General features: G+C 68.9%; 18 protein-coding genes and 1 tRNA gene. 13 read left to right on the plus strand and 6 right to left on the minus strand.

The features are described 5' to 3' along the window. The first annotated feature begins 371 nt into the window (after positions 1–371). Positions 372–998 (plus strand): DUF4254 domain-containing protein, encoded by a 627-nt coding sequence (locus ACFVBH_RS11730; RefSeq protein WP_354986586.1) that lies wholly within the window; start codon positions 372–374, stop codon positions 996–998. Between the two features lie 81 nt (positions 999–1,079). Here the strand turns inward: ACFVBH_RS11730 and ACFVBH_RS11735 are convergent, their stop codons facing one another. Genes ACFVBH_RS11735 through ACFVBH_RS11745 form a run of 3 tightly spaced genes read right to left on the minus strand, consistent with a single transcriptional unit; the run spans position 1,080 to position 3,701 of the window. After that, on the minus strand, positions 1,080–1,442 hold the full coding sequence (locus tag ACFVBH_RS11735) for a hypothetical protein (protein ID WP_354986587.1): 363 nt from the start codon (positions 1,440–1,442) through the stop codon (positions 1,080–1,082). Further along, positions 1,443–2,591 (minus strand): acyl-CoA desaturase, encoded by a 1,149-nt coding sequence (locus tag ACFVBH_RS11740; protein ID WP_354986588.1) that lies wholly within the window; start codon positions 2,589–2,591, stop codon positions 1,443–1,445. A gap of 48 nt (positions 2,592–2,639) precedes the next feature. Then, positions 2,640–3,701 carry a ferredoxin reductase gene (locus ACFVBH_RS11745; protein WP_354986589.1) on the minus strand — a complete coding sequence of 354 codons (1,062 nt, stop codon included), beginning with the start codon at positions 3,699–3,701 and terminating at the stop codon, positions 2,640–2,642. A 209-nt stretch (positions 3,702–3,910) separates the two neighbouring features. Between ACFVBH_RS11745 and ACFVBH_RS11750 the strand changes: the two genes are divergently transcribed. Beyond that, positions 3,911–4,531: a TetR family transcriptional regulator gene (locus tag ACFVBH_RS11750; RefSeq protein WP_379001711.1), complete on the plus strand. Its 621-nt coding sequence runs from the start codon at positions 3,911–3,913 to the stop codon at positions 4,529–4,531. Positions 4,532–4,600: 69 nt separating this feature from the next. On the opposite strand, the gene ACFVBH_RS11755 is transcribed toward ACFVBH_RS11750, so the two are convergent. Next, positions 4,601–6,001, minus strand: a complete 1,401-nt coding sequence (locus ACFVBH_RS11755) for an MFS transporter (RefSeq protein WP_379001290.1) — start codon at positions 5,999–6,001, stop codon at positions 4,601–4,603. A gap of 107 nt (positions 6,002–6,108) precedes the next feature. Between ACFVBH_RS11755 and ACFVBH_RS11760 the strand changes: the two genes are divergently transcribed. From ACFVBH_RS11760 to lysA, 5 genes are all read left to right on the plus strand, one after another. Then, a complete protein-coding gene (locus ACFVBH_RS11760) occupies positions 6,109–6,687 on the plus strand; it encodes a PadR family transcriptional regulator (RefSeq protein ID WP_354986592.1) in 579 nt (192 codons plus the stop codon). After that, entirely contained in the window at positions 6,684–8,711 is a 2,028-nt protein-coding gene (locus ACFVBH_RS11765; RefSeq protein ID WP_379001291.1) for an FAD-dependent oxidoreductase, read from the plus strand. The genes ACFVBH_RS11760 and ACFVBH_RS11765 overlap by 4 nt, the downstream gene beginning before the upstream one ends. Then, positions 8,711–9,382 carry a VOC family protein gene (locus ACFVBH_RS11770; RefSeq protein ID WP_379001292.1) on the plus strand — a complete coding sequence of 224 codons (672 nt, stop codon included), beginning with the start codon at positions 8,711–8,713 and terminating at the stop codon, positions 9,380–9,382. The genes ACFVBH_RS11765 and ACFVBH_RS11770 overlap by 1 nt, the downstream gene beginning before the upstream one ends. A gap of 282 nt (positions 9,383–9,664) precedes the next feature. Next, complete coding sequence (gene cmrA / locus ACFVBH_RS11775) at positions 9,665–10,459, plus strand: mycolate reductase (protein WP_379001293.1); 795 nt, start codon at positions 9,665–9,667, stop codon at positions 10,457–10,459. A gap of 228 nt (positions 10,460–10,687) precedes the next feature. Next, positions 10,688–12,028, plus strand: a complete 1,341-nt coding sequence (lysA, locus tag ACFVBH_RS11780) for a diaminopimelate decarboxylase (RefSeq protein ID WP_379001294.1) — start codon at positions 10,688–10,690, stop codon at positions 12,026–12,028. A 150-nt stretch (positions 12,029–12,178) separates the two neighbouring features. Here the strand turns inward: lysA and ACFVBH_RS11785 are convergent, their stop codons facing one another. Beyond that, positions 12,179–13,918, minus strand: a complete 1,740-nt coding sequence (locus tag ACFVBH_RS11785; RefSeq protein WP_379001295.1) for a helicase HerA-like domain-containing protein — start codon at positions 13,916–13,918, stop codon at positions 12,179–12,181. Positions 13,919–14,097: 179 nt separating this feature from the next. On the opposite strand from ACFVBH_RS11785, the gene orn reads away from it, so the two are divergent. Next, a complete protein-coding gene (gene orn, locus ACFVBH_RS11790) occupies positions 14,098–14,730 on the plus strand; it encodes an oligoribonuclease (protein WP_354986598.1) in 633 nt (210 codons plus the stop codon). A 54-nt stretch (positions 14,731–14,784) separates the two neighbouring features. Further along, positions 14,785–14,857 (plus strand) — tRNA-His (locus tag ACFVBH_RS11795). Positions 14,858–14,916: 59 nt separating this feature from the next. Here the strand turns inward: ACFVBH_RS11795 and fdxA are convergent. Next, on the minus strand, positions 14,917–15,252 hold the full coding sequence (fdxA, locus tag ACFVBH_RS11800) for a ferredoxin (RefSeq protein ID WP_354989335.1): 336 nt from the start codon (positions 15,250–15,252) through the stop codon (positions 14,917–14,919). A gap of 162 nt (positions 15,253–15,414) precedes the next feature. On the opposite strand from fdxA, the gene ACFVBH_RS11805 reads away from it, so the two are divergent. From ACFVBH_RS11805 to ACFVBH_RS11820, 4 genes are all read left to right on the plus strand, one after another. Beyond that, on the plus strand, positions 15,415–16,335 hold the full coding sequence (locus ACFVBH_RS11805; protein ID WP_354989334.1) for a LysR family transcriptional regulator: 921 nt from the start codon (positions 15,415–15,417) through the stop codon (positions 16,333–16,335). A 33-nt stretch (positions 16,336–16,368) separates the two neighbouring features. Further along, positions 16,369–16,854, plus strand: a complete 486-nt coding sequence (locus tag ACFVBH_RS11810; protein ID WP_379001296.1) for an Lrp/AsnC family transcriptional regulator — start codon at positions 16,369–16,371, stop codon at positions 16,852–16,854. A gap of 199 nt (positions 16,855–17,053) precedes the next feature. Next, positions 17,054–20,527: an indolepyruvate ferredoxin oxidoreductase family protein gene (locus ACFVBH_RS11815; RefSeq protein ID WP_379001297.1), complete on the plus strand. Its 3,474-nt coding sequence runs from the start codon at positions 17,054–17,056 to the stop codon at positions 20,525–20,527. A 408-nt stretch (positions 20,528–20,935) separates the two neighbouring features. After that, positions 20,936–22,006, plus strand: a complete 1,071-nt coding sequence (locus tag ACFVBH_RS11820; protein WP_379001713.1) for a Glu/Leu/Phe/Val dehydrogenase — start codon at positions 20,936–20,938, stop codon at positions 22,004–22,006. Positions 22,007–22,028 lie beyond the last annotated feature (22 nt).

Below are 22,028 nucleotides of genomic sequence, written 5' to 3' on the forward strand. Positions count from 1 at the left end.
CCTCGTGCGGCGACCCCGGAGAACGGCACGGCCATGGCACGCGCCGACCGGCAGCGCGCAGGTGTCGATCCGCCACCGAACGCGGCGCCCACGTGACCGAGTTGTAATGCTGTATAACGATTCTCCGGCAGCTTGGACGATCTAGCGCCGGATGGTTGCGCCCGTCCGACTATCGCGCTTTCCTGAATATGTCCCGTATTTCCCGGACAGTCTCCCCATCGCATCGTCGCGAAATTCCCGGTTTTTTTCCGTGCCGTTTGTGGTGGGCTGTGCATCCCGGGGTACGGGTCTGCGCCGGAGCCGAGGGGAGCCCCTCCCCGAATCCCCCTCGGCCCTGGCGCATCCAGACACAACGCTGAGGGTGGGAAACCATGGCAACCGACTACACCGGAGCGGGGTTCGGGGCCGAGCTCCCATCGCCATCAATGCTGCTGCGCGCCTTCCGGGAACCCATCACCGATCCACCCAACGGCTCACCGCACTCGCGAAGCCGCGACCACGAAGTCTTGGAAACCGCCCACGAGCTGGCGCTGTGCCATGAGCGCCGGCATCGAGCGCACGCCGCCGCACACGATACGGACACCGCGGCCGAGGTCGCCGAGCACAGCCGCCTGCTCGAAGCCATCGACGAGCGCAGGCTGCTGCTGGTGAACCGGATCAACGATTGGGTGGCGGCCAACATCCCGCACCGCTCCGGCGCCTCGCTGCACACCGAGACCCTGGGCGCGGTCATCGATCGAATGGCCTCGAAATGGGTTGCGGCGCAACAGGCCCTGGGAGTTCCAGTGCCGGATGCGCCGCGATCGAAGAGCACCGACGGGCGGATGCGACGACGCACCGGCCCGCACCTGGGCGAGGGTCGCAACGGCGACGCCGCCCGGCACGCCGTGGACAGCGAGGCCCACCTGCAGTGGTATCGCCTCGCCGAGCTCGCCGACGGTTACAAGGATCTGATCACCGAGGTGGCGCAGCATCGGCGCAGACTGCCGGTCTGGTGACGACCGTTCGGCAATCTCACCGCGCCGCAACCACTTTCGGACGGTAGCGCCCGGGGTCTCGCACCCGGGCGCACCCGAATCTCAGGAATTGCGGTGTTCGACGACTTCGGCGTCGATGAACTCCGACTTGGCCGAATCCGCCTGTGGCGCAGTACCTTCGGCCACCCGGCTGTCCCCCGCGTATCCGGCCGGATCCGCGTCGTAGGCCGGATCGACATCGTCGAACTCCGCATCGGCGGCCGCGGCACGCTGCGCGGCGGCGTCCTGCGCTGCCACGGCCGCGGCCTCGCGCATCTCGATCGCGTCGGTGATCCAGTCACCGATCTCCTTGGTCACCTCGGCGACCGTTCCGGTGATGATCGATGCGATATTGCCGACGTGCCGTGCTCCGGACGACGTCAATTCCTGGATGAGATCCTTGTTGCTTTCGAATTTCCCGATCATTTACACGCCCACTTCGCTAGCCTGCCCCCGGCGCATCACGATAACACCGCTGGACTGCGATTTCCCAGCCAGCACCGGCGGCAGCGCGAGCTTGAAGATCTTCGCCCAGACCGAGCCGATCTGCTTGCTGAAGGACCCCGTGTTGTACGGCAGACCGTGCTTCTCGCACAGCGCCTTCACCTCGGGGGCGATCTCCGGGTACCGGTTCGCGGGCAGGTCCGGGAACAGGTGGTGCTCGATCTGGTGCGAGAGGTTGCCGCTCATGATGTGGAACAGCCGGCCGCCGTCGATATTGGCCGAGCCCAGCATCTGGCGCACGTACCACTCGCCCTGGGTCTCGTTCTCGGTCTGTTCCTGGGTGAACGTCTGTACGCCGGAGGGGAAGTGCCCGCAGAAGATGATGGAGAACGTCCACAGGTTGCGCACGATGTTGGCGGTGAAGTTACCGGCCAGGGTGGACAGGAACAGCGGTCCGGTCAGCGCCGGGAAGACCACGTAGTCCTTGAGGACCTGCCGGCCGGCCTTGCGCATCTGGCCCTTGACCAGGGCTTTGATATCGGTCCACTTGCGCTTGCCCTGCACGATGTTCTCGACCTCGAGGTCGTGGCCCATGACACCCCACTCGAAGGCGAGCATGAGGAAGAACGCGTAGACCGGGTTGCCCAGGTACAGCGGGTTCCACTTCTGCTGCTCGTCGATGCGCAGGATGCCGTAGCCGATGTCCCGGTCCATGCCGTGGATGTTGGTGTACGTGTGGTGCATGTAGTTGTGCGAGTGCCGCCACTGGTCGGCCGGGCACACGGTGTCCCACTCGAACACGCGCGAGTTCAGGCCGGGCTCACGCATCCAGTCGTACTGACCGTGCATGACGTTGTGGCCGATCTCCATGTTGTCGAGGATCTTCGACACCGACAGCGAGGCCACGCCGGCCAGCCAGAACGGGGGCAGGAAGCCCAGGTACATCAGGCCGCGCCCGGCGATCTCGAAGCCGCGCTGCGCCTTGATGATCGAGTAGATGTACTCGCGGTCGCGCTCGCCGAGATCGGCGACGATCCGGGCGCGAATCTCGTCGAGCTCACGGCCGATGTCCTCGACCTGCTCGGGGCTCAGCACGAGGGGGCCGTCGGGGGTTTCGGTGAGAATTGCCATGATCTGTCTCCTTGCTGGTGCAGATAGCAATGGGTCTGAAAGCAGTTGTCAGATGGCGATTTCGACGTCGCCGACCGCGGCGCTGACGCAGAGCTGGATGGGCTGATCCGGATCCGAGTCGACCTCGCCGGTGCGCAGGTTGCGCGTGCAGCCGCTGACCTTGATCGAGGTGCAGGAGAAACAGATCCCCATGCGGCAGCCGTATTCCGGGGTGAGCCCGGCGGATTCGGCCTGCTCCAGCAGGCTGGCGCCGGTATTGGCCGTGGTCTTGCCACTGCCGGAGAAGACGGTCTCGCCGTCGACGTCGGCCGGGTCGGCCGGTGCCGCGGTGAGGGTGAACTCCTCCGAATGCAGTCTGTCGGTGAGCTGTTCGGCCTCGTAGACGGTGCGGACCGCCTTCATGAGACCGGGCGGGCCGCACAGGTAGGTCTGCGCCGTCGCGAACCAGGGTGCGAGCCGCTCGAGCTCGTCGTACCCGAAGTTGGGGTCCTGCCCCAATTCAGGGTAGCGCATCTCGACCTGAATATTGTTGTGCTGCATGGCGATCGCTTCGAGTTCGGTGCGATGCGGCACCCATTCGGGCGAACGGTTGTAATGCAGGAACAGCACCCGGCCGCGGTACCCCTCGTTGGCCAGGGTGCGCAGCATGGACAGCGCCGGGGTGATGCCGCTGCCGCCGCTGAGCAGGATCAGCCGATCCGGCCGCTGCTCGGGCAGCGCGAAAACGCCCATGGCCGGTGAGAGATCGACGACCATCCCCGGAATCGCGTTCTCGTGCAGGTAGTTCGACACCAGCCCCTGCGGGTGCGCCTTGATGGTGAGCTCGATGTGACGGTCCCGGCGGTTCGCGGCATTGACCGGCGAATAGCAGCGGGTGTGGCGGATGCCGTCGATGACGACGCCGATCTGCACGTACTGCCCCGCCTCGTGCCCGGACCACTTGCGATTGGGGCGCAGCGTGAGCGTCACCGAGCCGACCGCGCTCCGTCGCACGTGCGTGATCTCGGCGCGCAGGTCGCGCAGCGTCAGGGTGGGGCGGACCAGCTCCAGGTAGCGGTCCAGCGGGTGCGGACTGGTCAGTGTCTGCACGAGGTCGATGAGTCCAACCATGCGGGCCTCCTGTCGCATCACCGGGGGCTTGCCGGCGATGCCTCGCATTCATTCGATGAGCACCGGATCGGGAGTCTCGTTCACACTCTCTCAATTTCGGTGTACATCTGTACACTCAGCTAGTCTGCCGGGTAGAGGCCGTCCAGTTCAACCGGCAGTTCATGTGACGCGCACGACATCTGAGCAAGGGGACGAATGTGAACGAATGTATGCTCATCGACGTGAGCGAGCAGGCAGCAACCAGAGTCGAGCGCAAGGAGCGCACCCGTTCCGCGCTACTCGAGGGCACCCTCGCGCTCGCGGCCGAACGCGGTTTCGCAGCGCTGAGCCTGCGTGAGATCGCCCGCTCGGCCGGCATCGTCCCGACCGCGTTCTACCGGCATTTCGCCTCACTCGAGGAACTCGGCACCTCGCTCGTCGAGGAGGGCGTGCGCCAGCTGCGCCTCGCGCTGCGCGAGACCCGGCGGACCCCCGACGCCGGGCTGGCCGCCCCCGTCCGCTTCGTCTTCCAGCAAGTCGACGACAAACGCGATCTGTGGGGTTTCCTCATTCGCGAGCGGCACGGCGGTTCGGCGCCCCTGCGCGGCGCCATCGCGGTCGAGATGCAGCTCATCGTCCGAGAGCTGGTGGTCGACCTGTCCCGGGTGCGCGCCCTGGACGCCTGGTCCCCCGATGACCTGGAGCTCGCCGCGGATCTCATCGTCTCCACGGTCGCGGATCGCATCGCCGATTACGTGGTGGCCGAGGCCCGCGAACGGCCCCGCATCGCCGAGCGCGCGGTGTTGCAGGTGCGGCTCATCGCGCTCGGCATGGCGTCCTGGCGGACATAGGGGTCTTTCGACGCGCCCGTGCGCGTCAACCCCGGTGGACGCCGGTCCGCCCGGACCCGAACCGGAGCATCAGCGGTTCTTCAGGTCCGAATCCCGCACCGGCAGCAGCGCGATCAGGCCCGCGATCAGCACCAGGACCAGGCCGATGATGCCGAAGCGCTCGGAATCGGTCACCCAGACGAACAGGCCGAACATGGTGGGTGCCAGGAACGAGACGGCGCGGCCGGTCGTCGTGTAGAGACCGAACAGCTGGCCTTCGCGGCCGGGCGGCGCCAGCCGTGCCAGGAACGACCGCGAAGAAGCCTGGGCGGGACCGACGAAACCGGCCAGCGCCAGGCCGAACACCCAGAACAGCGCCGGGCCCGACACCGCGAGCAGCGCCAGACCGCACACGATCATGGCGGCCAGCGACACCACGATCACCGGCTTGGGACCGACGCGGTCGTCGTAGCGCCCGGTGGCCAGCGCCCCGATGGCGGCAACGACATTCGCGGCGATGCCGAACAGCAGCACATCCGAATCGGAGAAGCCGTAGACGCGCACCGCCAGCACCGCGCCGAAGGTGAACACGCCCGCCAGACCGTCGCGGAACACGGCGCTGGCGATGAGGAACCACACCGTGCGCCGATCGGTCACCCACAGTTCGCGGATGTCGCGCCACAGCACCCGGTACGAAGCTCCGATGGCGCGCAGCCAGCGCAGTGGTCCGCGACTCCGGGCCCCGGTCGCGCCGTCGAGCGCCGAGACCCGAACGGCCGCACCCGGATCCGCGTCCGTACGCGGCACCTCGGGCACCCGGAAGAACAGCGGCAGCGCGAAGACCGTGAACCACACCGCGGCCAGCAGCACCACGAGGCGAATATTGAGCCCGCCCTCGGTCGTGATGCCGAGCACGCCGCGGGTGTCCCCGTCACCGGCGATGAAGCCGACGTAGCAGATCAGCAGCAGTGCGATGCCACCGAAATAGCCCATGGCCCAGCCGAATCCGGAGATCCGGCCGACGGTCGCGGGGGTGGACACCTGGCGCAGCATCGCGTTGTACGGCACGCCGGCCAGCTCGAAGGTCACCGTGCCCAGCGCCAGCAGCACCAGGCCCAGCCACAGGTAGTGGTAGTCGTCGCGCACGAAGAACATCGCGGCCATGAGCACCACGGTCAGCGCGGTGAGCACCCCGAGGGAGAACTTGCGCCGCGCGGCGGCGTCGAACCACTGCCCGCTGATCGGGGCCGTCACCGCGACCAGCAGACCGCCCGCGCCGAGCGCCCAGCCCAGCCAGGCACTGGCCGACACGCCGCCGGGCAGGTTCTCGCCCACCTTGTCGGTGAGATAGACCGAGAACACGAAGGTCAGGATGAGCGCCTGGAAGGCCGCCGATCCCCAGTCCCAGAGTCCCCACGCCAGCACCGGACCGCGTCCGGTGGCCTGGCCGATCGCCTCGTCGCCCGGGACCCGTCCGGATGCTTGCGCCATGGGCGCAGACTAGGCGACCACGGCCCCGTCGTCGTGCCGAATCGCGCCACGAAAGTTCACTATGCACTCAATTGCATAGTACGTACCGTCTCAGTTACCCTCGTCGCATGGCCCTCGAACACGCGCTGCTGGTATCGCTGACCGAACGCGCCAGCTCGGGCTACGACCTCGCGCGGCGCTTCGACAAATCCATCGGCTTCTTCTGGAACGCCACCCACCAGCAGATCTATCGCGTCCTCAAGCGTATGGAGGAGCAGGGCTGGGTGAGCGCCGAAGCCGTGGCGCAGGAGGGCCGCCCCGACAAGAAGGTGTACACGGTCAGCGACGCGGGCCGCGCCGAACTCACCCGCTGGATCGCCGAACCCAGCGACACCGGCCCGATGCGCAACGAACTCGGCGTGAAACTGCGCGCGGCCGCGCTGGCCGATGTTCCGGCCCTGATCGCCGAATGGCGGCGCCATCGCGATCAGCACGCCCAGCGGCTGGACATCTACCGCACCTTCGAGAAGACCGACTACCCCGACCCGGAACAGCTCTCCGGGCGAAAACTGCACCAGTACCTGGTTCTGCGCGGGGGAATTCGCGTCGAACAGGGATTCGTCGACTGGTGTGACGAAGTACTCGACGCCCTCGAACGCGACTCAGCCCGGTCGCAGGCGTCCGACCCGAAAGGCACTCCGCGATGAGCGCTTACCCGCATCTGTTCGAACCCCTGGACCTGGGATTCACGACGCTGCGCAATCGCGTGGTCATGGGTTCCATGCACACCGGTCTCGAGGATCGGGCCTGGCACACCAACCGGCTCGCGGCGTACTTCGCCGAACGCGCCAAAGGCGGTGTGGGCCTCATCATCACCGGCGGTTACGCCCCCAACCGCACCGGCTGGCTGATGCCGTTCGGCGCGAAGCTCACCAACAAGACCGAGGCCTACCGGCATCGCGCCATCACCAAGGCGGTGCACGCGGAGGGCGGCAAGATCGCGCTGCAGATCCTGCACGCGGGGCGCTATTCCTATATGCCCGGCAGTGTTTCGGCCTCGGCCATCAAGGCGCCGATCAATCCATTGAAGCCGCGCGCACTCTCGGGCAAGGGCGTCGAGCAGACCATCGACGACTACGCGCGCTGCGCCTACCTGGCCAAGTTCGCCGGATACGACGGCGTCGAGATCATGGGTGGCGAAGGCTATTTCATCAACCAGTTCCTGGCGCCGCGCACCAACAAGCGCAAGGACAAGTGGGGCGGCAGCTCGGAGAACCGCCGCCGCATCGCCGGGGAGATCGTGCGCCGGGTGCGCAAGGCCGTCGGCCCCGACTTCATCATCGTATTCCGCCTGTCCATGGCCGACTTCGTCGAGAACGGGCAGACCTGGGACGAGATCGAGGCCGTGGCAAAGGATGTGGAGGCCGCCGGGGCCACCATCATCAACACCGACATCGGCTGGCACGAGGCCCGCGTCCCGACCATCGTGACCTCGGTGCCGCGCGGAGCGTTCGTGAAGTGGACCGCGAAGGTCAAGGACGTGGTGAGCATCCCGGTGTGCGCCTCGAACCGCATCAACATGCCCGAGACCGCCGAGGAGATCCTCACCCGCGGCGACTCGGACCTGGTGTCGCTGGCCCGGCCGCTGCTGGCCGACCCGGAATGGGCGCGCAAGGCCCAGGAGGCGCGCGACGACGAGATCAACACCTGCATCGCCTGCAACCAGGCCTGCCTGGATCACGCCTTCCAGATGAAAACCGTGTCCTGCCTGCTGAATCCGCGCGCGGGGCACGAGACCGAACTCGTGCTGCTGCCGACCCGGCGCACCCGCAGGTTCGCGGTCGTCGGCGCGGGCCCGGCCGGCCTGTCCACCGCGGTGAGCCTGGCCCAGCGCGGACACCGGGTCGACCTGTTCGAAGCCGACGACAAGATCGGCGGGCAGTTCGACATCGCGCGGCGCATCCCGGGCAAGGAAGAGTTCAACGAGACCATCCGCTACTTCACGCGCCAGCTCGAAATCACCGGTGTCAGTGTGCATCTGAACACCCGGGTGGACGCGGCGCGGCTCATCGCGGGCGGCTACGACGAGATCGTGCTCGCCACCGGCGTCAAGCCGCGCATCCCGAGCATCCCGGGCGTCGATCACCCCAAGGTGCTCACCTACGCCGAACTGGTGCGCGAGGGCAAGCCGGTCGGCAAGAAGGTCGCGGTCATCGGGGCGGGCGGCATCGGCTTCGACGTGAGTGAATTCCTCACCATCGAAGGACATCCCAGCCTCAAGCTGGACGAGTGGGAAGAGGAGTGGGGCGTGTCCGACGATCCGGACGCGCGCGGCTTCCTCACCGCGCCCAAGCCCTCCCCCGCCGCGCGCGAGGTGGTGCTGTTGCAGCGCAAGGCTTCCTCGTTCGGCAAGGATCTGGGCAAGACCAGCGGCTGGGTGCACCGGGCCGCGGTCAAGGCCAAGGGCGTGGAGCAGATCGGCGGCGTGAACTACGAGCGCATCGACGACCGCGGCCTGCACATCAGCTACGGCGAGAAGCGCGAACGCCCGACCGTGATCGAGTGCGACAACGTGATCCTGTGCGCAGGACAGGAATCCGTGCGCGACCTGGAAGCGCCGTTGCGGGAGGCGGGCGTGAAGTTCCACCTGATCGGCGGCGCCGACCTGGCCTCGGAACTCGATGCCAAACGCGCGATCAACCAGGGCACCCGCCTGGCGGCAGCCCTGTAATGCCGAACCTCACCCGCCTGGGCCTGCCCGGAACCGAGCAGGCCTGGGCGGCACTGGGTTTCACCGTCACCGACGGCACGTTCCGCGTCGGGCAGGTCACCTGCGTCCTGGGCGAAGCCGCCTGGGGTTTCGACGAAACCCACGCCGCCCCGGACACTCTCGGCGTGCCGTACCTCGGCGCTGCCGATTCCCGCGCCGATCGGCAGCCGCGTCCGGCTCCCGGCGGCACGCCGCCCGACCATCCCGGCCCGGGCGCGAGCGGCGATGCCGCACCCGATCCGGTCGCGACCGCGCACCCGAACGGCGTCACCATCATCGACCACGTCGTCTACTGGGCGCCGGAGATGGATGCCGCCGTCGCCGATCTCTCAGCGGTACTGGGCATTCCGCCCCGCCGCCGCTTCTTCCCGCGCGGCCCGGAAGGTCCCGAGATGGCCTTCTACCGCGTCGGCGAACCCTTCATCGAAGCCGTGGCCTCCGGCCTGCCCGCCGCCCTGGTGGGCGTCGCGTTCCTGACCCCGGACCTCGACTCCGCGGTTGCGGCTGTGCGCGCCGCGGGCGGCCCCATCGGCGATCCGAAACCCGCCGTGCAGGGCGGCCGGATCGCGGGCGTCTGGCGCGGCCACGTGCACTGGGGCGTCGCCTTCATGGAACCCAAACCCCGGCCCTGATCCTCGCAACTCGCACGGTTGCCGCCCGGTCCCAGCGGCCGGGCGCGCCTCGGGTCACCGGAAGGTCCGGGTGCGGCCGCTCCCCACGGCTGGGCGCGCTGCGTTCATCGACTGCTCGGATGCGGCCGTAGCCCACGGCCGGGCGCGCCGCGACGTCACCGGACTGTCCGGGTCGGCTCGTGCCCGCAGCGGTGCGAGGATGGACCGCCTACCGCGCACGGGGCGAATTCGCTTCGCACTCGCTCTCCGCGCGCGGGGTATCTATGGGTAGGCTTCGCCCTCGTGAGCTTGCCTGCGCCTACCGCTGAAAATCGTGCCGTCGTCACCGGGTCCTCGTCCGGGATCGGGGTCGCCCTCGCCGAGGAGCTCGCCTCGCGCGGGTACTCGCTGATTCTCGTGGCCCGGCGGGAGGAGCTGCTGACCGCGCTGGCGGAGAAGCTGACCAAGAAGTACGGGATCGTCGCCGAGGTTCGGGCGGTGGACCTGTCCAACCGCGAGCAGCGCGCGCCGCTGGCCAAGGAGCTGGCGAGCCGCGACATCGCCATCCTGTGCAACAACGCGGGCGTGGCGACCTTCGGCCCGCTGGCCAAGCTGGACCTGGACTACGAGCGCGACATCATGGAGCTCAACGCCGTCGCCGTGCAGGACCTGACCCTCGCGGTGCTGCCGAACATGATCGAGCGGCGCAGCGGCGGCATCCTGGTCACCGGGTCGGCGGCGGGCAACATGCCGATCCCGAACAACGCCACCTACGCCGCGTCCAAGGCGTTCACCAACACCTTCGCCGAATCGCTGCGCGGGGAGATGAAGGAACACGGCGTGCACGTCACGCTGCTGGCCCCCGGCCCGGTGCGCACCGACAACCCGGATCAGGACGAGGTCGGCAGCAAGATCCCCGAGTTCATCTGGGTCACCGCCGCACACACCGCCAAGATCACCATCGACGCCCTGGCCCGCAACAAGATGCGCGTGGTCCCGGGCCTGATCAGCAAGGGCATGAGCCTGGCCGGCCAGTTCGGCCCCCGCTCGATCACGTCTGTTGTCGCGGGGGCCGCCTACAAGAAGCTCGGCGGCTGACCCCACCCCGCACGACTTCCACGGCCCGATCCGCAGGCGCTGAGCCCGCTGGATCGGGCCGTTTCATGTCCGGCGAACCTCTCGCCGGATGTCCGCCGACCGGTTTCCGTCAAGATCGGCCGCGCACTCGTAAAGGCCGCGTAGTCGGGTGCCGCGCGCGGCCCGCACCGGCGTAGTCCTGGAGTCAGGCCCCGCCCACCGAACGACGGGGACGACACAGGAGACACCGTGACGCTGCTCGACATCTTCCCGTCGCTGCGGTCGGGAGGCATGCTGCCCCGCCTGGATCCGGCGGTGTGGCCGCGCGAAACGCACTACGACCCGGACGGCCGCATCACCGTCGGCGGCGTGGCCCTGGCGGACATCGCCGATCAGTACGGCACCCCCACCTACGTGCTCGACGAGGGCGAGGTGCGCGAACGCTGCCGCGCCTATCGCCGGGCCTTCCCGGACGCCGAGATCATCTACGCCGGCAAGGCGCTGCTCACCCGCACGGTCGCGGAATGGATAGGCGATGAGGGCCTATCCCTGGACGTGTGCTCGGCGGGCGAACTCACCACCGCGCTGTCCTCCTGGACCGATCCGCGCCGAATCATCCTGCACGGCAACGGCAAACCCTTCGCCGAACTCGAGACCGCCGTCAACTGCGGCGTGGGCCGCATCGTGATCGACTCGCTCACCGAGATTCCACTGCTGGCCGCGCTGGCCACCCGCCCGCAGCAGGTGTTGCTGCGCATCTCCCCCGACATCGACGTGCACGGGCACCCGGCGGTCCGCACCGGTGTCACCGATCAGAAGTTCGGCTTCCCCATCGGCAGCGATCTGGTGGCCGAGGCCGTGGAACGCATTGCGCGCCAATCCAATCTGGATCTGATCGGTCTGCACTGCCATATCGGATCGCAGATCTACGACCCCTTCCACTACGGCGAGGCCGTGCGCCGGATGATCGGCGAAATGGCGCGCATCCAAGCGGCTTTCGGCATCACACTGGGCGATCTCGATCTCGGCGGCGGGCACGCGGTCGCGTACCGCAGCGGGGACGCCGAGATGAATCTGGCCGAACTGGCCGACATCATCGACGACGGCCTGGACGCGGCCTGCGCCCGGCACGGCTTCCCGCGCCCGAAGATCGCGCTGGAGCCGGGCCGCGCGATCGTCGCCCGCGCCGGGGTGACGCTCTACCGCGTGCTGTCGATCAAGCACATCGAGGGCCGCACCTTCGTGACGGTGGACGGCGGCATGAGCGACAACCCCCGCGTCGCGCTGTACGGGGCGCACTACGAGGCCGTGGTGGCGAACCGGCATCCCACCGGCCCGCAGATGACCGCGACCATCGCGGGCCGCTACTGCGAGGCGGGGGACATCCTCGCCACCGACATCCGCCTGCCCGCGGATCTGCGCCCGGGCGAGGTGCTGGCCGTGCCGTGCACCGGCGCGTACCACCACAGCCTGGCCTCCAGCTACAACGGCGTCGGCCGACCGCCCATCGTCGCCGTCAACGACGGGCAGAGCCGGGAACTGGTGCGCCGGGAGACCATCGCGGATCTGCTCGCCCGCGACGTGGGGTGAGCGGGTCGGCCGGAGCGCTGACACGGGCCGCGCCCGTGCGACAGCGCATCCCGAATCGTTTGCGGCACAGTCCGATCGCCGCCGCAACCGACTCCCGGCCGGTCAGCGCTCGCGGGCACCGAGAATTCGGTGCTCGCGGGTGCCGAAGATTCAGCGTTTGCGGGTGCCGAAGATGCTGCGACTGATCTCCCGGCCCGCGACCGTGCTCGCCGAGCGCAGAAAGCTCTTGAACGCGGAGTTGTTCAGAATCTTCTCGGCCACGGACTCGTCGACCGGTTCGGCCTTGGCCCGGCCGCGCGCGGGGGGCGCTTCCGGAGCCGCCGCGGCCGCCGCGGCCAGCTTCTCGGTCAGGATCTCGTAGGCCGATTCGCGGTCGATGGTCTGCCCGTACTTGCCGTACAGCGTGGACTGCTGTGCGCGGGAACGGATTCCGTCGTCGCCGATCGTGTCCATGAGCGAGCGCGGCGGCTGCATGCGCGCCCACGCCACCGGGGTCGGCGCGCCCTTCTCCGAGAGCACGGTCACCACGGCCTCACCGATTCCCAAGGAGGTGAGCGCCTTTTCGAGATCGTAGACGGCGGTCTTGGGGTAGGTGCGCACCGTCTTGGACAGCGCCGCCTGGTCCTCGGGGGTGAAGGCCCGCAACGCGTGCTGGATGCGGGCGCCCAGTTGCGAGAGCACCGGATTCGGGATGTCGGTGGGCAGCTGGGTGCAGAAGAAGACGCCGACACCCTTGGAGCGGATGAGCTTGACCGTCTGCTCCACCTGCTGCAGGAACGCCTTGGACGCCCCGGTGAACAGCAGATGCGCCTCGTCGAAGATGAAGACCAGCTTCGGTTTGTCCATGTCGCCGATTTCCGGCAGCGTCTGGAACAGGTCGGCCAGCACCCACATGAGGAAGGTCGAGAACATCTGCGGGCGCGCGGCCTGGGCGCCGAGTTCGAACAGGGTGATGACGCCCTGCCCGCCGGCCACCCGCAGCAGGTCGGCCGGATCCAGTTCGGGTTCACCGAAGAACGTGTCGCCGCCGTCGGCCTCGAGATTCACCAGCGCGCGCAGGATGACGCCGGCCGTGGTCGCCGAGACGCCGCCGATGCCCTTGAGTTCTTCCTTGCCCTCGGGACTGGTCAGAAATTGGATGACCGCGCGCAGATCCTTCAGATCCAGCAGCGCGAAGCCGTTCTGATCGGACCAGTGGAAGATCAGCCCGAGGGTGGATTCCTGGGTTTCGTTGAGCCCCAGCACCTTCGACAGCAGAATCGGGCCGAACGAGGTGATGGTGGCGCGGATCGGCACCCCGATGCCCTCGGTGCCGAGGGAGACGAATTCGCACGGGTAGCCCGTCGGCTTCCAGTCCGGATCACCGGTTTCCTGTGCGCGCGTGCGGATCTTGTCGTTCTCCTGGCCCGGCTGCGCCAGACCCGACAGGTCCCCCTTGATGTCGGCCACCACCACCGGCACCCCGGCCGCGGACAGCTGTTCGGCGATGCCCTGCACGGTCTTGGTCTTACCGGTGCCGGTCGCGCCCGCGATGAGGCCGTGGCGGTTCATGGTTTTCATGGGGATGCGCACGCGCGCGTCGGGGTGCACCGCCCCGTTCACGATGACCGTACCGAGCTCGAGCGCCAGGCCCTCGAAGGCGTAGCCCGCCGCGATGGTCTGCGCGGCGGCGGTGTCGGCGTCGGCGGCGCTGTCAGCGGCGGCGTCCGCCTTGCTCGCGTCCGGTTTCGCCTCGGTCTGCGCCGGCGCCGCGGCGGCCTTGTCGGCGGCCTCCTGGGCCGCGGCCTCCTGTTCGGCGGCGTCGGCCGCCTTCGCCGCCTCGGCAGCGAGCCGCGCCGCGTCCTCGGCGGCCTTTCGTGCCGCCGCTGCCTTCTCCTGCGGGGTGGTCATCGCGCTTCCCTCCGTCTGCTCTGCCAACTGCGACTGCTCTGAAGAACTGCCCAACCAACATGCCGACCGCCTGGTTCTCGCGGCTCGCTGGCAAAGATAATGCCCGGTCGCGCGGCAAGAGTGGGCCGACGCGGCCGGGCGCGGGGGTCGGCGACGGCGAAACGACTACCCTTTCCCAGGTGTCAGACAAAGTGGTGTGGATAGATTGCGAGATGACCGGCCTACGCCTGGACAGCGACAAGCTGATCGAGGTCGCCGCACTCGTGACCGACAGTGACCTCAATATCCTCGGCGAGGGTGTGGACATCGTGATCCACGCCGACGACGCCGCGCTCGCGGCCATGCCGCCGGTGGTGGTGGAGATGCACGCGCGTTCCGGGCTCACCGAAGAGGTCCGCCGCTCCACGGTCACCCTGGCCGAGGCCGAGCAGCAGATCATGGACTACATCAAGCAGTACGTCCCCACCCCGCGCACCGTGCCGCTGGCGGGCAATTCCATTGCCACCGACCGCGGTTTCCTGGCTCGCGACATGCCGATCCTGGACGCGCACCTGCACTACCGGATGATCGATGTCAGCTCGATCAAGGAGCTGACCCGCCGCTGGTACCCCCGCATCTACTTCGGCCAGCCGGAGAAGGGCCTGGCCCACCGCGCGCTGGCCGACATCCAGGAATCCATCAAGGAACTCCGGTACTACCGCCGCACCGCGTTCGTCCCCGCTCCCGGCCCGTCGACCGCCGAGATCGCCGCCGTCGCCGCCGAGCTGAACGACCGGAAACAGACCGAAAATACCGCCCAACCAGCCGATTAGGTAGTCGGCGCCGGATCGCGCTACGATCTATCGCGCCGGAAACAACCGGCAATGGTGACCGTAGTTCAGTTGGTAGAGCACCAGGTTGTGATCCTGGCTGTCGCGGGTTCGAGTCCCGTCGGTCACCCGAAGCGAAGGCCCCGATCCAGTGGATCGGGGCCTTCGCTGTTCTCCGGACTCTCTGGCTTACGGCTGGTAACTCGCGATGTACTCCGTATCCGCGCCCACCACACCGATTCTCGCGGCGCCGCCCGGCGAGCCGAGGGGCTCTGGGCGGCCCGGCAGGGTCTCGGTGAAGAAGCGGGCGTTCTCGGTGATGAAATCGTCTTGGCCGTCGGGCATATCGTCTTCGTAGTAGATGGCTTCCACCGGGCAGGCGGGTTCGCACGCGTTGCAGTCGATGCATTCGTCGGGCTGGATGTAGGCCATGCGGCCGCCGACGTAGATGCAGTCGATGGGGCATTCCTCCACGCAGGCGCGGTCCAGTACGTCGACGCAATCCGCGCCGATGACGAAAGTCATGAAAGCCTCCCTCGAATGAATGCCCCGTCGAGCAGGTCGGGGCACCGTCAACGATGCGCGTGCCGGACCGGGCGCGGTAGCCGCCGAACGGTGCGCACCTCATAAGGGCGGCTTATGGGCCGGGCGGGCGCGGGCGACGGCCTGCCCGCATAATTCAGCCTTATGACCCTGCCCCCGGGAACGCCCGACCTGGAGGTGCTCGACCTGCTCGCCTCGGTCGCCGAACTGGGCAGTCTCGGCGCCGCCGCGCGCCGGCACGGCATCACCCAGCCCGCCGCGAGCATGCGCGTCACCGCGCTGGAACGTCGGCTGCGCCTGCGGTTGCTCGAGCGCGGGCCGACCGGGTCCAGCCTCACCGAACCGGGGCGCGCGGTCGTCGCGTACGCGCGACCGCTGCTGGCGGCGGCGCACACCTTCGCCGCGGGCGTGGCCGCCCTGCGCACCGCCGACCAGCCGAGCCTGCGCATCGCGGCCTCGAAAACCATTGCCGACCACCGCATGTCCCAGTGGCTCACCGCGCTGCGCACCGCGCGGCCGGAGGTGACCGTCGCCCTCGAGGTCGGCAATTCCCGGCAGGTCCAGGACTGGGTGAGCCACGCGCAGGCCGACATCGGCTTCGTCGAGGGCCCGCACGCCCCGGCGGAACTGGTCAGCCGGGTGCTCGGCGGGGACGAACTCGTGGTCGTGGTCGCGCCCGGGCACGGCTGGACACGCCGCAGTTCGGTGACCGTGGCCGAACTGGCCCGCACCGCCCTGCTGTGGCGCGAACCGGGCTCGGGCACGCGCGACACCGTCTGGGAACTGCTCGCGGCCCAGGCCGAACCCGCCCGTCCCGCAGCCGAATTGGGCTCGGCCGCCGCGATCCTGGCCACCGCGCGCAGCGGCCTGGCCCCGGCCATCCTGAGCAGGCTGATCGCCGAACCCGATCTGCGCAGCGGCGCACTGGTCGGCATCCCGGTCGCCGACGCGGCCCTGACCCGCAAATTCCGGGCCGTGTGGCGGCGGCAGGCGCCGCCCGCGGACCCCGCCGACCTGCTGGTTCGCATCGCCGAACAATTCGAGCGAGCGCACGGCGCAGCCTGATTTCCCGCCCGATTCGCTGTGCCAGAATGCGGCATGACCATCAAGATCGACGCACTGGATTCCGCGCTGCTGGCGGAATTGGCGCGCGACCCGCGCACTCCGATCCTGGAATTGGCGTCCCGACTAGGGGTCGCCCGCAATACCGTGCAGGCCCGGATGAAACGGCTGGAATCCAGTGGGGCCGTGCGCGGTTATCCGCCGAATGTGGATCTGCAGGCGCTCGGCTTCGCGGTGCACGCGTACGTGGGCGTCGAACTCGACCAGAACAGGATGGACGCGATCGTCGAAGCGCTGCGGGCGTTTCCGAACGTCCTCGAGGTGCACGCCACCACCGGCCGCGCGGATCTGCTGGTGCGCATAGCCGCCCGGTCGCAACAGGATCTGCTGGCGATCATGCAGCAGGTGCACACCATCGGGGGCGTCAAACACACCGAAACCATGCTGGCCCTGGCCACGCCGATCGAATACCGCGCCCTGCCGCTGGTCGAGCATTCGACCCGGAACCCCGGTTCCGCCTGATGTGATCCGGATCTCTCCGCGCTCGAGCAGAATGCCGCTCCCATTCGAGTGCCGTAGATCACTTTTGAGCAGTCTGATCAGTTTTTCGACCAACTGTTGACATCTGAAACCCTTCCCGGCAAGTTTCGCTGCACCGATTGCTTTACGTACCTTCGTTCGCGGTTCACGACCTGGGCCGTGGGAAGTGTGGTGACAGTTCATGACCAGCGTTGCCTGCCCGTCCTCGCTACCGCGGACCACCGCGCCGTACGAGTTGGCCGACCGCTATCGCTCGGGCTCGGGCCCGGTCCTGCTCACCGGCGTTCAGGCCATCGCCAGACTGCTGGTCGAACAGCACGTGCGCGACATGCGCGCCGGGCGCCGGGTCGCGACCTTCGTCTCCGGCTACCAGGGCAGTCCGCTCGGCGGGGTCGACAAGATGCTGCTGGGCATGCCGACCGTGCTCACCGAGCACGACATCACCTTCGTGCCCGGCTTCAACGAGGAACTGGCCGCCACGGCGGTCTGGGGCAGTCAGGCCGATCTCCCGGCCGGCAATGCGACCCATGACGGGGTCGTCGGGGTCTGGTACGGCAAGGGCCCGGGCGTGGACCGCGCCACCGATGCCATCCGGCACGCGAACATGTACGGGGTCAACGCCCGCGGCGGGGTGCTGCTGCTGGTCGGTGACGATCCGGCCTCGAAATCCTCCACGGTGCCGGCGGTCAGCGAGCGGTCGCTGGCGGCCATGGGCGTGCCGGTGTTGTTCCCGCGCAACGCCGAAGAGATCATCACCATGGGCATGCGGGGGGTCGCGCTGTCGCGGGCCTCGGGCTGCGTGGTGGCCATGAAGATCGTGGCCGATGTCGCGGACGGCGCGTGGACGGTGGACGGCTCGGTGGCCGATCTGACGGTGACGGTGCCCGAAGTGCTGTGGGAGGGAAGGCCTTTCCGCTACCGGCAGCGGCCGATGGCGGCCCCGACCGACAGCGTGCTGGCCGAGGCGGATCTGTACGGTCCGCGCTGGGATGTGGTGCGCGCCTTCGGGGCGGCGAACACCCTCGACGTGATCGAGGTGGATCCGCCCGCCGCGCGGCTCGGGATCGCGGCCACCGGAACCACTTTCGATGCCGTGCGCCAGGCCCTGCTCGACCTGGGCGTGGACGAAACCGCCCTGCATCGCGCGGGAATTCGACTGCTGCGCATCGGCATGCCGTATCCACTGGGCGCGCAACACGTCACCGAGTTCGCCCGGGGCCTGGAAGAGATCGTCGTGGTGGAGGACAAGACCGCGTTCATCGAAACCCAGATGCGCGAGATCCTCTACGGCACGGTCGCGCCGCCGCGCATCATCGGCAAGCGGGACGAGCGCGGTGCGACGCTGATGCCGTCCGACGGCGAACTGACCCCCGGCCGGTTGCTCGGGCCGCTGCGGCGCGTGCTGCGCGGCCGCGTCGAACTGAAAAAGGCAGCGCCGCCGCCGCTTTCACTGGAGGTGCTCTCCGCCGAACGCAAGCCGTACTTCTGCAGCGGCTGCCCGCACAATCGCTCGACCGCGCTGCCCGAGGGGTCGATCGGCGGCGGCGGGATCGGCTGCCACACCCTGGTCACCATGTCCGGGCGCGGCGACAGCGCGGTCACCGGCCTGACCCAGATGGGCGGCGAGGGCAGCCAGTGGATCGGGCAGGCCCCGTTCACCGATGTGCCGCACCTGTTCCAGAACATCGGCGACGGCACCTTCTTCCACTCCGGGCAGCTGGCGGTGCAGGCGTGCGTGGCGGCGGGGGTGAACATCACCTACAAGGTGCTGTGGAACGAAGTGGTCGCCATGACCGGGGCGCAGGACGTGGAGGGCGGGCTCACCGTCGCGGGCCTGACGCACAAGCTCAGCACCGAGGGCGTACGCCGCATCATCATCTGCGCCGACGAACCCCAGCGGCACAACCGGCGGGCGCTGGCCAAGGGCACGCTGCTGTGGCATCGCGACCGGCTCGACGAGGCGCAGCGGCTGCTGCGCGAGGTCCCCGGCGTCACCGTGATCATCTACGACCAGCACTGCGCCGCCGACGCACGGCGTCAGCGCAAGCGCGGCACCCTGCCCACCCGCGACACCCGCGTGGTGATCAACCAGGCGGTGTGCGAAGGCTGCGGCGACTGCGGGACCAAGTCCAATTGCCTGTCGGTGCAACCGGTCGAAACCGAGTTCGGCGACAAGACCCGCATCGACCAGACCTCCTGCAACACCGACTACAGCTGTCTGGACGGCGACTGCCCGTCCTTCGTCACCGTCGAGGTGACCCCGGACAAGAAGGGCCGCAAGGGTTCCGTTCGCACAACCGCCGAACCGCCCGAGGTGGCGGATCCCGGGCTCGGCGCACCGATCGGCACGCAGAACGTGCTGCTCGCCGGCATCGGCGGCACCGGCATCGTGACGGTGAACCAGGTTCTGGCCACGGCCGCGCTGCGCGCCGGCTACGAAGTCGAGAGCCTGGACCAGATCGGGTTGAGCCAGAAGGCCGGTCCCGTGGTGTCGCACCTGCGGTTCGCGACCGGCCGGCTGGAGCCGTCCAACCGGCTCACCCCCGGCAGCGCGGACTGCGTGCTCGCCATCGATCTGCTGACCGCCGCCGACCGCCGCTACCTCGGGTACGGGAATCCGGCGGGCACCATCGTGGTGGCCTCGACGAGCCTGACACCGACCGGAGACATGGTGTACGACAGGTCGATCGAGCATCCGCCGATCGCCGAGCTGCTGGATCGACTGGCGACCGTGTCGCGCTCGCTACATCACTTCGACGCGCTGGCGGCCGCCGAGCGGCTGTTCGGGAACACGGCGGCGGCGAACTTCCTGATGGTCGGCGCGGCCGTGCAGACCGGCGGACTGCGCCTGCCCGCCGCGGCCATCGAGGAGGCGATCGGGATCAACGGCGTCGCGGTCGCGGCGAACGTCGCCGCCTTCCGCTGGGGGCGGGCGGCCATCGCGGATCCGGCCGCGTTCGCGGCCGCGGTGGACGCGGCTCGACCGCGGGTCACCACACCGGTCGTGCCCGCGGACCTGCTGGCGGGCACCGACTTCGAGGGCGAGGTGCGCGAGCTCGTGGAACGCCGCGCCGCCGAACTGATCGGCTATCAGAACGTGAAGGTCGCCCGTCGCTACCTCGAGACCGTGCAGCTGGCCTGGTCGGCCGAACGCGCGATCACCGACCGCACCGACTTCAGCGCCGCCGTGGCGCGCGGGCTGTTCAAGTTCACCGCGTACAAGGACGAGTACGAAGTTGCGCGCCTGCTCGTGGATCCGGCGTTCCTGGCCGAGGTTCGGGCGCAGGTACCCGGGGGCGAAAAGCTCACGTACAAGCTGCATCCGCCCGTCCTGCGGGCGCTCGGTCGCAAGAAGAAGATCGGGCTCGGCCCGAAATCCCATGTGGCGCTGCGGCTGCTCGCCACGGGCAGGGCGTTGCGCGGCACGAAACTGGATCCGTTCGGGTACGCCCACGTGCGAAAAGTGGAGCGCGAGCTGCTGTCCCACTACACCGGCATGGTGGGCCGGCTAGCGGCAGAACTGAGCGCCACCGGCTACGACACCGCAGTCCGGGCCGCCGCGCTGCACGACGTCGTGCGCGGGTACGAGGACATCAAGCTCGGCAACGTCGAGCTCTACCGCTCCGGACTGCGGGAGCTCGGCATCGACTACTGATCCGGCTCCGGCTCGTCCGGGGTCCGGGTCACCCGGTCGCATGAGGGGCGACCGGGCGATCCGGGCAACGGCGCGAGCCGCCCGTGCGCGCCGGCCATCGGGCACGGCCCGAATCGACTGCCCTGGGCGCAACGTCGGCGGTGCTCACGCCCCGGTGGAGTGCGCATGGCCGCAGCCGCGAACAGCAGCTCGACCGAAACAGTTTGCACCGCAACGTAAATGAGGAATCACCCGGCACGGCGGCGCGGCGGAACAGGTCGCGCCCACCACCCGGCCATGCCCCGACACGCCACCGCCCCGGCCGACCCCGGCCCAGCGCCGCCACCAGCGGCGACCAGCGCCCCGCCCCGTACGGCCCACCAGGCCGCCTCGGGCAGGGCATCCAGAGAGGAAGCACCCGTGACCGCAATGCACACCGACGCAGGGGTTTTCGCCCGCTCGCACGAGCTGAGCCCGCGCAGCCACGAGCAGGTGGTGTTCTGCGAGGACGACCGCACCGGGCTAAAGGCGATCATCGCCATTCATTCCACCGCGCTCGGTCCCGCCCTCGGCGGCACCCGGTTCTACCCGTACGCCGACGAATCCGCCGCGCTGCAGGACGTGCTGCGGCTGTCGTGGGGCATGACGTACAAGGCGGCGGCCGCCGGGGTGAACCTGGGCGGCGGCAAGGCCGTCATCATCGGCGATCCCGCGCTCGCGAAAACCGAAGCGCTGCTGGGCGCATACGCCCGCTTCGTGGACACCCTGGGCGGGCGCTACATCACCGCGGGCGATGTCGGCACGAACACCGGCGATCTCGATGTGATCGGCCGGCACACCGCGCACGTCACCGGCCGCAGTGTGGCCGCGGGCGGTTCCGGCGACAGCGCCCGGCTCACCGCGCTCGGGGTCTTCCACTCCATGCGCGCCGGGGCCGAGGCCGTGTGGGGTACGCCCGCGCTGGCCAACCGGACCGTAGGCGTGGAGGGTGCGGGCAAGGTCGGTGGCGAACTCGTCGAACTGCTGCTCGCCGATGGGGCGGAGGTCTGCGTGAGCGACGTGAACGAGGCAGCCCTGCAGCGCATTTCGCAACGGCACCCGGCCGTCCGGCTGTTGGGCTCGGTCGCCGCCGCTCCGGTGGACATCTATGCGCCGTGCGCCCTGGGCGGCACGCTCACCGAGGACAGTGCCGCGGCACTGGAGGCGAAACTCGTGTGCGGGGCGGCCAACAACCAGCTCGCCCATCCGGTGGTGGAGCACGCGCTCGGTGAGCGCGGCATCACCTGGGTCCCCGATTTCGTGGCCAACGCCGGGGGGCTGATCCAGGTCGAGGGCGAATTGCGTTCCGCCCCGGCCTCGGTCGTGGAGGCCGACGTCGCCCGCATCTACGACCGCTGCCGCGACATCATCACCGTCGCGCGCGGCGCGGGCATCGGCGCCGGCGCGGCCGCGAACCGGTTCGCCGAGCGCCGCCTGGACGCCATCCCGCGATCGAACTGACCGCGGCGCAAGAAGTTTCGAG

It is taken from the genome of Nocardia sp. NPDC057668, from assembly GCF_042799795.1.
In the GTDB taxonomy this organism is placed as follows: domain Bacteria; phylum Actinomycetota; class Actinomycetes; order Mycobacteriales; family Mycobacteriaceae; genus Nocardia.

Excerpts from the sequence above, each read along its gene's own strand:
- ACFVBH_RS11805 (WP_354989334.1), top strand. The coding sequence starts at position 15,415 with ATGACCCTGCCCCCGGGAACGCCCGACCTGGAGGTGCTCGACCTGCTC.
- ACFVBH_RS11810 (WP_379001296.1), top strand. The coding sequence starts at position 16,369 with ATGACCATCAAGATCGACGCACTGGATTCCGCGCTGCTGGCGGAATTG.
- ACFVBH_RS11740 (WP_354986588.1), bottom strand. The coding sequence starts at position 2,591 with ATGGCAATTCTCACCGAAACCCCCGACGGCCCCCTCGTGCTGAGCCCC.
- ACFVBH_RS11770 (WP_379001292.1), top strand. The coding sequence starts at position 8,711 with ATGCCGAACCTCACCCGCCTGGGCCTGCCCGGAACCGAGCAGGCCTGG.
- ACFVBH_RS11765 (WP_379001291.1), top strand. The coding sequence starts at position 6,684 with ATGAGCGCTTACCCGCATCTGTTCGAACCCCTGGACCTGGGATTCACG.
- fdxA (WP_354989335.1), bottom strand. The coding sequence starts at position 15,252 with ATGACTTTCGTCATCGGCGCGGATTGCGTCGACGTACTGGACCGCGCC.
- ACFVBH_RS11760 (WP_354986592.1), top strand. The coding sequence starts at position 6,109 with ATGGCCCTCGAACACGCGCTGCTGGTATCGCTGACCGAACGCGCCAGC.
- ACFVBH_RS11755 (WP_379001290.1), bottom strand. The coding sequence starts at position 6,001 with ATGGCGCAAGCATCCGGACGGGTCCCGGGCGACGAGGCGATCGGCCAG.
- ACFVBH_RS11730 (WP_354986586.1), top strand. The coding sequence starts at position 372 with ATGGCAACCGACTACACCGGAGCGGGGTTCGGGGCCGAGCTCCCATCG.
- ACFVBH_RS11735 (WP_354986587.1), bottom strand. The coding sequence starts at position 1,442 with ATGATCGGGAAATTCGAAAGCAACAAGGATCTCATCCAGGAATTGACG.
- ACFVBH_RS11785 (WP_379001295.1), bottom strand. The coding sequence starts at position 13,918 with ATGACCACCCCGCAGGAGAAGGCAGCGGCGGCACGAAAGGCCGCCGAG.
- ACFVBH_RS11820 (WP_379001713.1), top strand. The coding sequence starts at position 20,936 with ATGCACACCGACGCAGGGGTTTTCGCCCGCTCGCACGAGCTGAGCCCG.
- ACFVBH_RS11745 (WP_354986589.1), bottom strand. The coding sequence starts at position 3,701 with ATGGTTGGACTCATCGACCTCGTGCAGACACTGACCAGTCCGCACCCG.
- ACFVBH_RS11750 (WP_379001711.1), top strand. The coding sequence starts at position 3,911 with ATGCTCATCGACGTGAGCGAGCAGGCAGCAACCAGAGTCGAGCGCAAG.
- ACFVBH_RS11815 (WP_379001297.1), top strand. The coding sequence starts at position 17,054 with ATGACCAGCGTTGCCTGCCCGTCCTCGCTACCGCGGACCACCGCGCCG.